Source organism: Micromonospora sp. CA-269861 (genome assembly GCF_050948505.1).
Lineage (GTDB): Bacteria > Actinomycetota > Actinomycetes > Mycobacteriales > Micromonosporaceae > Micromonospora.
Genome location: NZ_CP192014.1, coordinates 4,535,228 through 4,548,279, shown reverse-complemented (window position 1 = coordinate 4,548,279; position 13,052 = coordinate 4,535,228). Strand labels below are relative to the sequence as shown.

General features: G+C 69.7%; 13 protein-coding genes. 2 read left to right on the top strand and 11 right to left on the bottom strand.

What is annotated here, in order from left to right; translation table 11 throughout:
* Nucleotides 1–63: 63 nt before the first annotated feature.
* From ACQP0U_RS20840 to ACQP0U_RS20830, 3 genes are all read right to left on the bottom strand, one after another.
* Nucleotides 64–807: an SDR family oxidoreductase gene (locus ACQP0U_RS20840; protein WP_433309557.1), complete on the bottom strand. Its 744-nt coding sequence runs from the start codon at nt 805–807 to the stop codon at nt 64–66.
* Nucleotides 808–1,066: 259 nt separating this feature from the next.
* Nucleotides 1,067–1,837 (bottom strand): SDR family NAD(P)-dependent oxidoreductase, encoded by a 771-nt coding sequence (locus ACQP0U_RS20835; protein WP_433309554.1) that lies wholly within the window; start codon nt 1,835–1,837, stop codon nt 1,067–1,069.
* A gap of 158 nt (nt 1,838–1,995) precedes the next feature.
* Nucleotides 1,996–2,601 carry a TetR/AcrR family transcriptional regulator gene (locus tag ACQP0U_RS20830; RefSeq protein ID WP_433309551.1) on the bottom strand — a complete coding sequence of 202 codons (606 nt, stop codon included), beginning with the start codon at nt 2,599–2,601 and terminating at the stop codon, nt 1,996–1,998.
* A 285-nt stretch (nt 2,602–2,886) separates the two neighbouring features.
* Here ACQP0U_RS20830 and ACQP0U_RS20825 point away from each other — a divergent pair, with 285 nt between their 5' ends.
* The gene (locus tag ACQP0U_RS20825; RefSeq protein ID WP_433309549.1) at nt 2,887–3,717 is read left to right on the top strand and encodes a tautomerase family protein; all 831 of its coding nucleotides are present in this window, start codon (nt 2,887–2,889) and stop codon (nt 3,715–3,717) included.
* 336 nt (nt 3,718–4,053) lie between these two features.
* Here the strand turns inward: ACQP0U_RS20825 and ACQP0U_RS20820 are convergent, their stop codons facing one another.
* The 7 genes from ACQP0U_RS20820 to ACQP0U_RS20790 all read right to left on the bottom strand — a co-directional run bounded on the left by ACQP0U_RS20820 (nt 4,054) and on the right by ACQP0U_RS20790 (nt 11,586).
* Nucleotides 4,054–4,566: a hypothetical protein gene (locus tag ACQP0U_RS20820; protein WP_433309546.1), complete on the bottom strand. Its 513-nt coding sequence runs from the start codon at nt 4,564–4,566 to the stop codon at nt 4,054–4,056.
* Between the two features lie 492 nt (nt 4,567–5,058).
* Nucleotides 5,059–5,766 carry an SDR family oxidoreductase gene (locus ACQP0U_RS20815; RefSeq protein ID WP_433309544.1) on the bottom strand — a complete coding sequence of 236 codons (708 nt, stop codon included), beginning with the start codon at nt 5,764–5,766 and terminating at the stop codon, nt 5,059–5,061.
* 93 nt (nt 5,767–5,859) lie between these two features.
* A complete protein-coding gene (locus ACQP0U_RS20810; protein WP_433309541.1) occupies nt 5,860–6,222 on the bottom strand; it encodes a MerR family transcriptional regulator in 363 nt (120 codons plus the stop codon).
* A 152-nt stretch (nt 6,223–6,374) separates the two neighbouring features.
* Entirely contained in the window at nt 6,375–8,846 is a 2,472-nt protein-coding gene (locus ACQP0U_RS20805; RefSeq protein WP_433309538.1) for an FtsX-like permease family protein, read from the bottom strand.
* Complete coding sequence (locus ACQP0U_RS20800) at nt 8,843–9,604, bottom strand: ABC transporter ATP-binding protein (protein WP_433309535.1); 762 nt, start codon at nt 9,602–9,604, stop codon at nt 8,843–8,845. The genes ACQP0U_RS20805 and ACQP0U_RS20800 overlap by 4 nt, the downstream gene beginning before the upstream one ends.
* 111 nt (nt 9,605–9,715) lie before the next feature.
* On the bottom strand, nt 9,716–10,372 hold the full coding sequence (locus tag ACQP0U_RS20795; protein WP_393237018.1) for a response regulator: 657 nt from the start codon (nt 10,370–10,372) through the stop codon (nt 9,716–9,718).
* Nucleotides 10,360–11,586 (bottom strand): sensor histidine kinase, encoded by a 1,227-nt coding sequence (locus ACQP0U_RS20790; RefSeq protein WP_433309532.1) that lies wholly within the window; start codon nt 11,584–11,586, stop codon nt 10,360–10,362. The genes ACQP0U_RS20795 and ACQP0U_RS20790 overlap by 13 nt, the downstream gene beginning before the upstream one ends.
* Before the next feature lie 167 nt (nt 11,587–11,753).
* Here ACQP0U_RS20790 and ACQP0U_RS20785 point away from each other — a divergent pair, with 167 nt between their 5' ends.
* Entirely contained in the window at nt 11,754–11,978 is a 225-nt protein-coding gene (locus ACQP0U_RS20785) for a hypothetical protein (protein WP_433309529.1), read from the top strand.
* 58 nt (nt 11,979–12,036) lie between these two features.
* Here ACQP0U_RS20785 and ACQP0U_RS20780 read toward each other — a convergent pair whose 3' ends face one another.
* The gene (locus ACQP0U_RS20780; RefSeq protein WP_433309527.1) at nt 12,037–12,966 is read right to left on the bottom strand and encodes a cation diffusion facilitator family transporter; all 930 of its coding nucleotides are present in this window, start codon (nt 12,964–12,966) and stop codon (nt 12,037–12,039) included.
* Nucleotides 12,967–13,052 lie beyond the last annotated feature (86 nt).

Sequence of the window (13,052 nt, the reverse complement as noted above, 5' to 3'; positions counted from 1 at the left end):
GTACGCCCGCCGAGGCGACCTGACGCGGTTACGACGGGTACCTCGGCGGGCTGCCGCGGGTGCTCATCGAGCGCCGGGCGCGTCCCGGGTCGACCGCAGGATCAGTTCGTTGACGTCGACCTCGGCGGGTTGCTCGATCGCGTAGGCGATCGCGGCGGCGACTGCGGATGCCGGCATGTTCAGTTCCTCCGCCATCTTCTGCACCCAGGCCATCGTGTCAGGATCGCCACCAACGGTGATCAACTCGGAGTCGGTGAAGGACGGGCTGACGGTGGTTACCCGGATCGTCGGGCTCTCCTTGCGCAGCCCTTCGGAGATCGCCACCACTGCGGCCTTGGTGGCGCTGTACACGGCGGTGGAGGGCGCCACCTCGTACGCCAGGGTCGATGCCACGTTGACCACGTGACCGGATCCTTGGTCGCGCATGATCGGCAGCACGGCGGCGATGCCGTGCAGCACTCCGCGAACGTTCACGTCGATCATCTGGTGCCACTCGTCGACCCGTAGCGCGGCTAGGGGCGACAGCGGCATGATTCCGGCGTTGTTGACCAGGACATCGATTCGGCCGTGCCGATCGGCGGCCGACCGGACGAACTCGTTGACGCTATCCGGCTGGGTAACGTCGAGGCCGCGGAACTCGGCGGATCCGCCGGCCCGGCTGATCTCCTCGGTGACTGCGGCGAGCCGGTCGAGGCGACGGGCACCGAGCACCACGTGGTGACCATTCTCGGCCAGGCGGCGAGCGGTCGCGGCGCCGATTCCGGTGCCGGCACCGGTGATGAGCACGATCTTCGTTTGGTCAGGCATGACGTGTTCCTTATGTCCAATCGGCGTGTAGAGATCATGTCGAGGAAGTTCACCGATGCCCTATTGGTAGGTGAATCTCCCGAGCCTCGGAGGCCCGCTCGGCTCCGGTCGGCAGCGGAGGGTGCCCCGAGATGTGACGGCGGGCCGCGGGGTGGGTCGCACCGCTGCGGCCGTGCTGGCTCTCGGCTAGTCGACAACGGGCGCGCCCAGACGCGCGGTGACGCATCCAGATGCGGACCGCCGGGTTGTGCCGGTGCGATCACCAGTTCAGCGGTGCGGCCAGGAACGGCACGTCATCCGGCGCCGTCTTGCGCGCCGCCAACGTGGTCGTGGCCGCCCGGCCCACGGGAATCCGGAACGGTGCCGTGGCGCCCTCGTCGATCGTCGCGGCCACCGCGTCGGCGACCTCTTCCACCGAGACAGGGGACGAGCGGAACGGTCCGAGTTTGTCCAGCAGGGGTCGGTAAGGACTGTCCTCGTCGACGTACACCTTGGCGAGTTCCGCGCCGCCGGAGGCCACTGCGGGCGGCTGCACCACGTGCACGGACACCCCGAAGTGGCCGGCCTCGATGGCAATCGTCTCCGCGAGTGCCTCCAGCGCGTGCTTGGTCGCTCCGTAGGCCCCGATCAGCGGAATGACCAGCTGGCCCTGGATGCTCGACATGAAGATGAGCTGCCCCGATCCTCGCTCGCGCATCTGCGGGAGCACGGCCTGGGTCACCCGCAGCGCCCCGAAGGTGTTCAGCTCGAACAACTCGCGCAACGCGTCGAGGGGGATCGACTCAAGCGGGGCCCGGACGGTCGTGCCGGCGTTGCTGAGCAGTACGTCGATGCGGCCCGCCTGGGCGACCGCTACGTCCACCGATTCCTGGTCGGTGACGTCGAGCCGCAACTTCATCGCGGCGGGCACGTCGTCGATGGTGGACAGGTCGCGGGCGGTGGCGATGACCTCGTGGCCCCTCGCGGCCAAGGCGCTCGCGGCGCCCCTGCCGATGCCGCGCGACGTTCCGGTGATCAGTACTCGTGCCATCGGACGTAGGTCCTTCCTGGGATTGCTTCCGAGCGGCAGCGCGGCGGCTCGAATCTGCCACTGTCGCCGCTGCCCGTGGCAACAGACTATGTATGACGGCATGCATATTAACTTGGCATGCCGAGGTGGACCGGCCGGCAGGTCCGCTGCGGCGAGATTCAGGCGTTGTTGCGGCGCGAGACCCTCGGTGACCCGCTGGCTGCAAGGCTGACCAGGGCGGCTCGGACCGCGTCGAAGGGCGTCGGGCTGCGCAGCGCGCGGGCGGTGACCATCGCACCTTCGACGCCGGCCATCACCGCGTCGGCCAGTACGCGCGCGGCGGCCTGGTCCATGCCGAGGACGATGAAGTGGAAGGCGAGCCGATCGATCATCTGCGCGAACGTGCGCCGGCTTGTCTCAGCGACATCGGTGGAGTCCCGGCCGGCTCCGTCGATGACGAGCGGTGCGATTCCGCAGCCCCGGGCGTAGTCGCTGGCGACCATGCCGTCGCGCCCTAGGTCGAGGTAGCGCTCGATGAGCTCAGCGGCGGAACCGGCCTGTTCGGCGGCCTGGTCAATGATGACGACCTGATCGTGGGCGTGTGCCTCGGCCACCGCCATGGCCAACTGCACCTTTCCGCCCGGGAAGTGGAAGTACACCGAACCGCGTGGCGCTTCGCTGAGCTGGAGCACGTCGGAAAAGGCGGTCGCCTCGTAGCCGCGCTGCCGGATCAGCTGCTTGGCCGCCTCGACCATCCTCTGCCTGGCATCCGACCGACGAGCCACAGTCGTACCTCCACCTTCCTCGTTTCGACCCCGACATTCATCGGAAGTATGTATGCCGCTCGGCATAGTGGCAAGTGACGTGCGTCGCAGAGGGCACGGCAAGCTGTCTTCTTGATCCCCCGGCCTCATCAGGCGCGGACGACGAACTGACTCCGTGGCCGATTCGTCGAATAGCACACCAGCGCCCGGCGGATCCTCACTTCCCTGGACCGCCGCCTGAAACGCGCCGCGGCTCGGCATGATTGACAGCAGCCGCCGGCCGTTGGCCATCGGAGAGGAAAGCGAATGCCCGTCGTCACCATCTCGCTGGCCCGCGGCAAGTCGGACCAGTACCTCGCCGCCGTGTCCCAGGCGGTCCACGACGCGCTGGTAGCCGAGCTGAACGTCGAACCCGATGACAACTTCCAGCTCATCCACCAGTACAACCCGGACGAGATGGTCTTCAACCGTGGCTTCCGCGGCGGCCCACGCTCCGACGACTGGATCGCGTTCACGATCACCGGCAGCCTGGACCGTGGTGAGCGGGCCAAGCGCAGGTTCTACCAGAGGCTGGTCCGCCTGCTCGAAAAGCGTCCGGGCGTCCGTCCCGCCGACGTGTTCGTCACCATGACCGTGATCCCACCGGAAAACGTCTCCTTCGCCGGCGGAGTGATCGGCACCGACGCCCTGGCCGCCGAGTCGCTCGGCGTGGCAGCGAATGCTCCAGGCGCGCGCGACAGGTACACCAGGGCCGAGATGGCGTACGCCGTGACCCAGCTGTTCGCCAACCGCGACCGGAGCCGCATCCTGCCGATACTGCGCGACGACGTGGTCCTCGTCGTTCCAACGACGCTGCCCTACGGCGGCGAGTTCACCGGCCCCGCGGCCTTCGACAACTTCTTCTCGAAGATCCCAGGCGGCGGCGCGGTCTGGAAATCCTTCGACAGCGTCGTCGACGACGTCCTCGCCACTGACGACCACGTCATCGCCCGCCTCACCAACACGGCAGTACTCAAGGCGACCGGCAAGACAATCGTCTTCCAGAACCTCTGGTTCTTCGGGGTCGCGGCCGGCCGCATCACCAGCGCCCAGCTCTACGCCGACACCGCTGCCACGACCAGCGGCGCAACCGGTTGATAGGGGTTCCGCCCAACCAGAGGCCCCGTCACGGTAAGAACAAAGGCGTCATGATCGGGCACGCCACCTCTCGGATACCCGTGAACGACGATGGATCGCTTCCGGAAGAGGTCACCGCCGTACGGAATCGGTTCCGTCAGCAGTAGCCACGTACCTGGAGGGATGTGTGGCTTGACGCGAACAGCGCGCCGTTCTTCGCGGAAGATCGCTGGGCGCCGCGCAGGCTCGCCGTGGGTTGCTCAGAGGCCGCTGACCAGGTGCCGCAGGCCGCACGGACATGCGAATCGGCGGTGACCGCCCGGATGAGGGTCACCGCCGATCGCGTGGTCGAACCGGTCAGGCGGCCGAACAGGCGGTGTCCAGCTCCTTGATGGCGGCTTCCAGGGCCTTCTTGCTGGGCTTGGCGGCGGCGGACTTGTTGTACGCGTCGCTCAGGCCCATCATCTCGGTCTGGATCTTTTCGGAGGCGGCGGTGACTGCCTCGTTGGCACCCATCGAGTGCGCCAGGATCGCGACCGAGCCGGCGGCCCACTGGGCGCTGACCGCGAAATGCCCGGCGGGCGGGCCGATCTCTTCGGCCTCGGTGACCTTAGCCGCGTTGTCCTTGATGTCCTTCTTGATGTCGGCACAGGCCTTCACTGTGGCCGCGTCGTTGGCTGCGGTGCTGGTCGCGGTGGCGGACGCACCGCCGGTCGGGGCGGCGCTCGAGGCCGTCGGGGACGGAGAGGTTGCGGCGTCCTCAGAGTCGGGCTGCGGATCGCAGCCGGACATCGCGATCGCCGCCGCGATGGCCAAGCCAGTCAGGACGAGTCGAGTACGGTTCATCGATGTTTCCCCCATGATCGTCATGTCGGCGCACGCTATCAGCCCCGGTCGAATTGGTGGGACCAGTTAATGGGCCGACGAGCACCAGGGGTGGGCATCAGTTGCGGGCTGATGTGCGACGTGCATCCACTCAGGACTTCGCGACGGTGGACCCGAAGCTCGCCCGGCGAGCGTTTCGTCCCTGACGTCTGCCGGTCAGCTCGGCGGTGAGCCGTGCGGCCACCGGGGCGGGCTGGTCCGGCGGGCCGAACGCCCGTCTCGCCGTTGACGACGTACTTCAGGATGCGCTGTTCTCCGCGTCGGTTGCGCCAGGTTAGCGCGCTGAGCAGGTCGCCAGGGACGGCGACGTCGAAGCGGATCGGTGTCGCTTCGACGTGCACCGGGCTCGCCCCACATCCATCGGCGCCGAGCATCGCCCAGGCGTTGTGACCCGGATGGGACGGGTCCCGCTCAGCCGTGACCGTACGGAGTCATCGCCAACGTGCACCCACCCCTGCCTCCGGCTCCACGTTGCAGTCAGGCGAAGAGGTTGCCGGTGATGTCGGCGTAGAAGTCGGCGGGATCGCGGGAGAGGGATGCCTTGACGTTGGCGGTGGGCTTGTCGGCGATGACTTCGATCTTGCCCGCTTCCAGTCCGTCGAGGGCCTGGGCGACCACCTCGTGGGGCGCGAGCTTGGGGATGTCGAATCCGGCCATCATGTCCGTGTCGGCGATCGCCAGCGCCAGGGCGGTGACCAGGGTCTTCTGGTCGGCCAACTCGAGTCGGATGCCGTTCGTCAGGGACCACTCCGCGGCCTTGGAGGCGGCGTAGCCGTTGCTTCCGGGGCTGATGGTGTACCAGCTCAGCGCCGAGATGACGTTGAGGATGGCGCCACCGGCCAGCCTCGGCGCGAAGGCGCGGGTGACGTTCAGAGTGCCCCAGAAGTTGGTGTCGAGGTCGCGGCGGATGTTCTCCGTGGAGGGACCGAGCAGCGGGGCTTCCGTGGAGGTGCCGGCGTTGTTGATGAGGATGTCGAGATCGCCCACCTTGCCTGCGGCGGCCTCGATGGACGCGGGATCCGTGATGTCCAGTTGCAGGGCGATGGCACCGGGGACGTCGATGCTTTCCAGGCGACGGGCGGTCGCGTAGACGGTGGCACCCCGGGCGAGGAGGGCTTCGGCGAAGGCCTTGCCGAGGCCGCGGTTAGCGCCGGTCACGAGAGCTGTTGAACCGTTGATCTGCATACCGCCACGCTAAAACCTCACGTTGACGTCAGGGGCAAATTTCTGCGAGGTGAATCACACTGCCCGTCGGGTGGAGACCTTCCAGGGGCCCGCTCATGTGTAGTCGCACACCGGATTCGGTCTCGACGTCACGTCGATGAGGTCGTCGAGCCTGTCACGGGCGATGCTCAGCTCGGCGATCTGCGCGTCGATCCGGTCCCGTTCCGCTGCCAGCCGTGCCCGCGACTCCGGCGTGCTCTCGTTGGCGTCCACGCACGGCATGAGATCCGCAATCGTCTTGCTGGACAGTCCCGCGCTGTACAGCTGCTGAATCAGCCGCACCCGGCTGACCGCGGCGTCCTCGTAGAGCCGCTGCCCGCCGCCACTACGGGTCGAGGCCAGTAAACCCTGCTCCTCGTAATACCGCAGCGCCCGTACGCTCACCTGCGTCCTGGTCGCCAGATCTCCGATCCGCACAGTGATCCACCTCGCAACACTTGCCTTTGACGTCAACGTAAGGTTTTAGCGTAGCGACATATAGCTCGGGCGTTCGTCGAAGCTGCGGCGACCGTGCCGCCTCAGCGATGTACGCGGAGGCGGCACGCTCGCCGATATTCGAGCCGCGACGTCTACTCCTTCACACCGATGTTGTCGATCGGAGGAGCGCTGAGCAGCCGTCGGACGGGCCACACCGTGGTTGCCAGCGCCAGCAGTGTCGTGCCGCCGAGCACCGCCACCCAACCGAGCGGCGGGACGTACGGGATGAGGCTGCCGGTCAGTCCGTTGACGATCGCGCTCAGGGTCAGCGCCGCGATCGTCGCGCCGATCAGCACCGCAGTGCCGAGCAGCCCGGCCTGTTCGGCCTGGACCATCCTCCGAATCTGCCGGCGGGTGACCCCGACCAGTTGGAGTAACGCCAACTCGCGGCGGCGGGCCAGCGCGGCCATCACCATCGTGGTCGCCGCCGCCAGCGCCGCGTACCCCACCATCACGCCGATCAGCAGCCGGTTCAGCCAGGCGCCAATCGCCAGATCGGTGCTGATCAGGCGCGTACGGGTGGCGGCGTCGAGAACCTCGGTGCCCGGATGCTCAGCCGACCACGTGGCCAACGCGGCGTCGGCCTGCGGGCCGGCGCTGACCAGGACCTCGTCGTCGGTGTCCCCGGCCGTGTGCCCGGCGACCGTCTCGGCGGCCAGCGTGACGTCGCCGAAGCCGAGGCCACGGCCGTAGATCGCGATGACGTCCAACGTGACCGGGGTGCCGTCGCCCAGCCAGAGTTCCGCCTGATCGCCGACGTTCCAGCCGGACGAGGACGCCTGCATCGCAGACAGGGCGACAGTACCCGCGCGCAGGTCGGCCAGGTTGCCCTCGCGCACGGCGAGGTCCATCGTCGACGTGATGCCCGCCGGGTCGACCGACTGCGCGCTGACCGGCTCGATTCCGCCAAGCGCCCGCACCACCACCTGCGTACGGCGCACACCAGTGGCCGCCTGCACCCCGGCCAACCCGCGGATCTCCCGCGCCGCGTCCGCCGGCAGCCCACCCGGAGCGACAAGCACCCGCTCGGCCAGGGTTCCCGCGCTGCTCTGCGTGGTGGTCTGCCGTTCCAGGTTGGTCTGCAGGAACCAGACCGAGCCGCCGAACCCCACGGACAGCACGAGGGCGGTCAGGACGGTCGCCATGCCCTGCGCGTTGGCCCGCAGATTGGCCGCGGCCAGGTAGCCGCTGACCCGCCACACCCTGGGCAACAACGGTGTGAGCAGGCGCGCCGCGTACGCGTTGATCCTCGGTGCGAGCAGCGCCACCGCGATGACGAACAGGTACAGCATGCCGACCGCGCCGGCCAGTGCTCCAGTCGACCCGGCGGCCCCGAGCGTGAACGCCCCGGAGGTGCCGGCCGCCGCCAACGTCAGCACGCCGGCGATCAGCCGCACCCGGCCGCTACGCCGAGGCTCGACAGCGATCTCGCCGAGCGCCTCGATCGGCTTGATCCCGGTGACCCGGCGTGCGGCGACCAACGCGGCGAGCACCGCCACGAGGACCGCCGTACCGACCGCGGCCGGCACCGCGAACAGGCCGCCGGTCATCGGGAAGCTGTCCGGCACGAACCCCCGCCCGACCAGCTCGCCGTGCACCCAACGGGCCGCCAGCAGGCCGGCCGGGCCGCCGATCGCAGAGCCGATCACTGCCAGCAGCGCGGCTTCGGCGATCAGCATGCGGCGCACCTGCCCCGGCGTGGCCGCGACCGCGCGTAGCAACGCCAGGTCACGTCGACGGTGCCGGACGGACAGCCCGATAGTGCCGGCCACCACGAAGACGATCAGCAGGACGACGTACCCCCCGAAAGCCGATCCGGCCTCGATCAGCAACGTCTGCGCGGCCTGGTCCTCCGACTGCTCGACGTTCCCACGGTCTTTCCCGCTGTACGTCGTGGCGCCGGCCGCCGACGCGATCTCGCGTACCGCGCCGAGGTCGGCGCCGGGCACCATCCGCACGCCGATCGCGACCACCCGGCCCGGATGGGCCGACAACCGGGCGGCCTGCGCGTCGGTGAAGAACACCGCCGCCGAACCGGTCTCGGCGGTCCCGCTCACCCGGTACGACCGCCTGACCCCACCGGCGACCAGGTCGATGCGGTCGCCGGGTGCCACGCCGAACCGGGTGTCGACCAGCACCTCGTCGTCGGCACGTGGCCCGGCACCCGCGGTGGTGGGACGACCGGTGAAGGAGTACGTGTCCCAGCCGTGTCCCACGGCAGCGGGTGCGCCGATCAGCACCCCGTCGTCGCCGGCGACGGCCGCGACGCCCGGCACCTGGCGGATCCGGTCCACCACTGCCGCGTCCACCGTGCCGCCCTCGGGCAGCGTGACGGTGCTCGTGGTGGTGTCGCCGCCGAACTCCCTGAACGTGTGGCTGACCGTGCGATTGGCGACGACCACGTCGGCCGCGGCCCAGAGCCGTGGCTCCGTGCGGAAACGCAGCCCGGACTCGACGAGGGTGCCCATCGCTACCAGGATCAGCACGCCGGCGATCAGGGCTAGCAGGGTCGCCGTGGCGGGGCCGGCGCGGTGCCGCAGCAGGCGGGCGGCGAGGCCGATCATCGGAGGGCCCGCCGATCCAGCGATGCCAGGTGCTCGGCGATACCGGCGGCTCCAAGCTGCGGAAGGTCGGCGACGATCGCACCGTCGGCCAACACGAGCACGCGGTCCGCGTACGACGCGGCGATCGGATCGTGGGTCACCATCACCACGGTCAACCCGTGTTCGTCCACGACGGCGCGCAGCAGCGTCAGCACCTCCGCCGCGGTCCGCGAGTCGAGGGCGCCGGTGGGCTCGTCTGAGAAGATCACCTCGGGGCGGGTGGCCAGCGCCCGGGCGATCGCGACCCGCTGCTGCTGGCCGCCGGAGAGCGCGGCCGGCCGGTGGTGCAGTCGGTCGGTGAGGCCGACCCGCTCGACCACCTGGGTCAGCCAGGCCCGGTCCGGACGGACGCCGGCCAGGCGCAGGGGCAGCACGATGTTCTCCTCGACGCTGAGCGCGCCGATCAGGTTGAACGCCTGGAAGACGAACCCGATCCGGGTACGCCGCAGCTCGGTGAGGCGGGTTTCGGACAGCCCGGACAGGTCGGTGCCTCCGATGACCACCCGACCGGAGGTGGGCCGATCGAGCCCGGCGGCGGTCTGCAGCAGCGTGCTCTTCCCGGAGCCCGAGGGCCCCATCACCGCGGTGAAGGTGCCCCGGTCGAAGCCGACATCGATGCCCGCAAGCGCGGCCACCTGGTTACGGCCCGCGCCGTACACGCGGGTGAGCTGTTCGACGCGTACCGCCGGTTCGATGGTCTGTCCCGGATAATCCGGCATTCTGGTGGCCTCTCTCCGTGTCATCGGCAAGAACTGCGCGCACCAGAAACGCTATTGACGTGCGAGAACGGCGACCATCCCGCGGGCTGCCAGGTCCGGGTACAGCAGGCGCTACCGCCGGTCGCCGTCCAGGTAGCGCAGCACAGCGGTGACCCGGCGGTCGGCATGGTCGTCCGGTGGAAGCTGAAGCTTCGAAAAGATGCTGCGAATGTGCTTGTGCACCGCGCCGTCGGTGACGAACAGCCGCTCGGCGATAGCGCTGTTGCCGAGCCCTTCGGCCATCAGCCCCAGCACCTCACGCTCGCGCGGCGACAGCTCGCTCAGCGCCGTGTCCGTCCGGCGGTTGCGGGCGAGCAACTGCGCCACCACCTCCGGGTCGATCACGCTGCCGCCGTCCGCGACGCGGTGCAGCGCGGTGAGGAACTCCTCGACCCGGCCCACCCGCTCCTTCAACAGATAGCCGAGCCCGACGGCGCCGACCGAGAACAGGTCGGTGGCGAACGCCTGCTCCACGTACGCCGACAGGACCAGCACCGCGAGGCCGGGACGGCGCCGCCGGGCCTCCACTGCGGCCACGATGCCCTCGTCGGTGTGGGTCGGCGGCATTCGTACGTCCACGATCGCGACGTCCGGCGCATGCTCGTCGACGGCGACCAGGAACTCGCCCGGAGTACCGGCTGTGGCGACCACGTCCAGATCCTCCGCCCGCAGCAGCAGAGCCAACCCCTCACGCAGCAGCGGGTCGTCCTCGGCGATCACGATCCGCATGGCAGCTCCACGTCCATTCTCGTCGGCCCTCCCGGAGGGCTCGTCAGTGTCAACCGGCCGTCGTACGCCTCGACCCGCCGGCGGATACCGGTGAGCCCCGAGCCCCGTGTCTCGTCCGCGTCGCCGTGCCCGTCGTCCTCAACGCACACCAACAGCCGGCCGCGCTCGCGGCGCACGGCCACGTCCACCTGGCTCGCGCCGCTGTGCCGGACGACGTTGGTCAGCGCCTCGGCCACCACGAAGTACGCGGTGGCCTCGACCGAGGCCGCGCACCGCACCGCCACATCCACCTCAAGTCGGCAGGGCACCACGCAGCTGCCGGCCAGGCCCGCCAGCGCGCCAGCGAGACCCCGGTCGTCCAGCACGGGCGGCAGGATCCCGCGCACCACAGTGCGCAGCTCGCCGAGTGCCTGTTCCGCAGCGTCCTGCGCCTGTCCGAGGATCTCGTCAGCGCGGTCCGGATTGCGGCGCACGGCCCGTCGCGCGGCCCCCAGCAACACGTTGACCGCGACCAATCGGTTCTGGGTGCCGTCGTGCAGCGACCGCTCGATCCGGCGCAGTTCGACAGCGTGGGCGTCCAGCGCCGCAGCGCGGGTGGCGGTCAGCTCGGCCACCCGCAGCGACAGGTCGACACCCGGCGGCGGGGGCAACAGCAACCGGCCCGGCCACGCCTGGAGACGGGCCAGGACCGGGCTGAACCAGATCGCGGCGGCCAGCCAGCCCACCCCGAGCAACCCCACCGCGAGTGCCTCGGAGAATCCGTCAATGCGCCACCAGCCGATCCCCGGAGCGCCGGCGTCGGCAGGGACCAGCCGGTACCACAGCGGGAATGTGACGTCCTGAACGGCATAGAGTGGCAGCGCGAGGCCGACCAGCCCGGTCACCAGGCCGATGAGCGAGTACAGCGCGACCCAGCCGAGCTCCCGGCGCACGAAGGGATCACGCGTCGCCGTCCGCAACCCGGCCGGCACCGGCCCCGGCGTGGGGATCGGCTCGCCCCAGCGGGACAGCCGGGCCCGCTCGCGGTCGGCCACCGAGCGCACCGCCCGCAACGCACCGGGCGCCGCCAGCAGCCCCACCCCGCCCAGGCAGGTCACCGCCACGATCGCCGTCCAGAGCAGCGCGCCCAGAGCCAGCGTGGCGGTGCCCAGCCCTCCGACGAGGTGCTCCAGGGCGTCGACCGAGGCACGAACCCGGCCCCGCACGTACGCCATCGACCCACCTCCTCCGCCAACATAGGCCACCGCGGGCCCCGCCCCGCAACGCCCGGCGCGGAAGGTACAGCCTGCTGTACCACTGTTGTCGAGCTGGCGGGATCGTCGCCGCCGCGTCGCCCGCCTAGCGTTGACGGCGTCGATAAGCGTTGCCGAAGGGGGTAGTCATGACCGATCCGTACCGCATCACCAAGGCCCCGGTCGCCGCACCGAGGAAGCCGGGCGGCCTGCTGCGCCCGCTGCTGTGGCTGGTGCTCTTCGTCAGCGCCGCAGCCAACGTGGTGCTGTCGAGCACGGCGGACAACCCATGGATCAGCTCGGCGTTCGGCCTGGTGGCGGTGCTCTGCGCGGTCGCGCTGATCGTGCACCACCGCCGCAACCGCGCGCGATAGTCGTAGGGATGACCCCACCCCCCGTCGCGGTCCTTGCCTGGTGGTCACACACAGCGGGTCAGGAGCTGGCGCCGGTCGGGTTGAGGAAGACGAATCGGATCGCCGGGTTACGCGCGGTGAGCCGTCGTCTGGCCTCGTCGGCCACGTTCTCAACGTCGGCGGCCCTGACCTGGTCAGCAAAGTCGATCTTCGCGACAACGAGAATGTCGTCGGGGCCGAGCTGCAGGGTCAGCAGCTCTACGATGCTTTGCACACTGGGCAGGGCGGCCAGTTCGCGGCGAATCTCGTCCTGAACTGGTTCCCTTGCTGACTGGCCGACGAGCAGGGCGAGGTTGTTGCGGGCCAGAATGGTGGCCACCACGAGCAGCAGTACACCGATGGCGACCGATGCGATGCCATCCCAGACCGGGTCGCCGGTCAGCTCGGCGAGCCCCAGGCCCGCACCGGCCAACCCCAGTCCGATCAGGGCTGCGCTGTCCTCCAGGAACACCGCCTTGATGGCGGTGTTGGGCGTGCGCCGCAGGACCCTGGCTGGACTGATGCCCCAGCGCTTGGCCCGGCGCCGTACCTGCCGCACCGTCCGCAGCAGGGACACCGACTCCAGCACGAAGGAGACGACCAGCACCGCGTACGAGACGAAGTAATCTCCAGTCTCCTTGGCCGATGCGATCACGTGCACGCCGTGGGTGATGGAGAACCCGGCGCCGCTGACAAAGGTGAAGACCGCGGCGAGGAGGGCCCAGATGTAGCTCTCCCGACCGTAGCCGAACGGGCGCGTGGGGTCGGCCCGGCGGCCGCCGCGACGTAGCGCCACGAACAGCAGTACCTCGGTCGTGGTGTCGGCGAACGAGTGCGCGGCTTCCGACAGCACGGCCGCCGAACCCGAGAGCAGACCCGCAACGACCTTGGCCGCGGCGACCGCGATGTTGACGAGACCAGCCACGATCACCGTGCGGACGCTCTGCGGCTGCCCGTCCGATTCGGTCATGAAGCCAGGCTATGGGCCGGGTGTCGGCCGGGCGGACAAACCGACAGCCATACGCGGTGCCATGGACCACCAGCCGCCGGCACCGC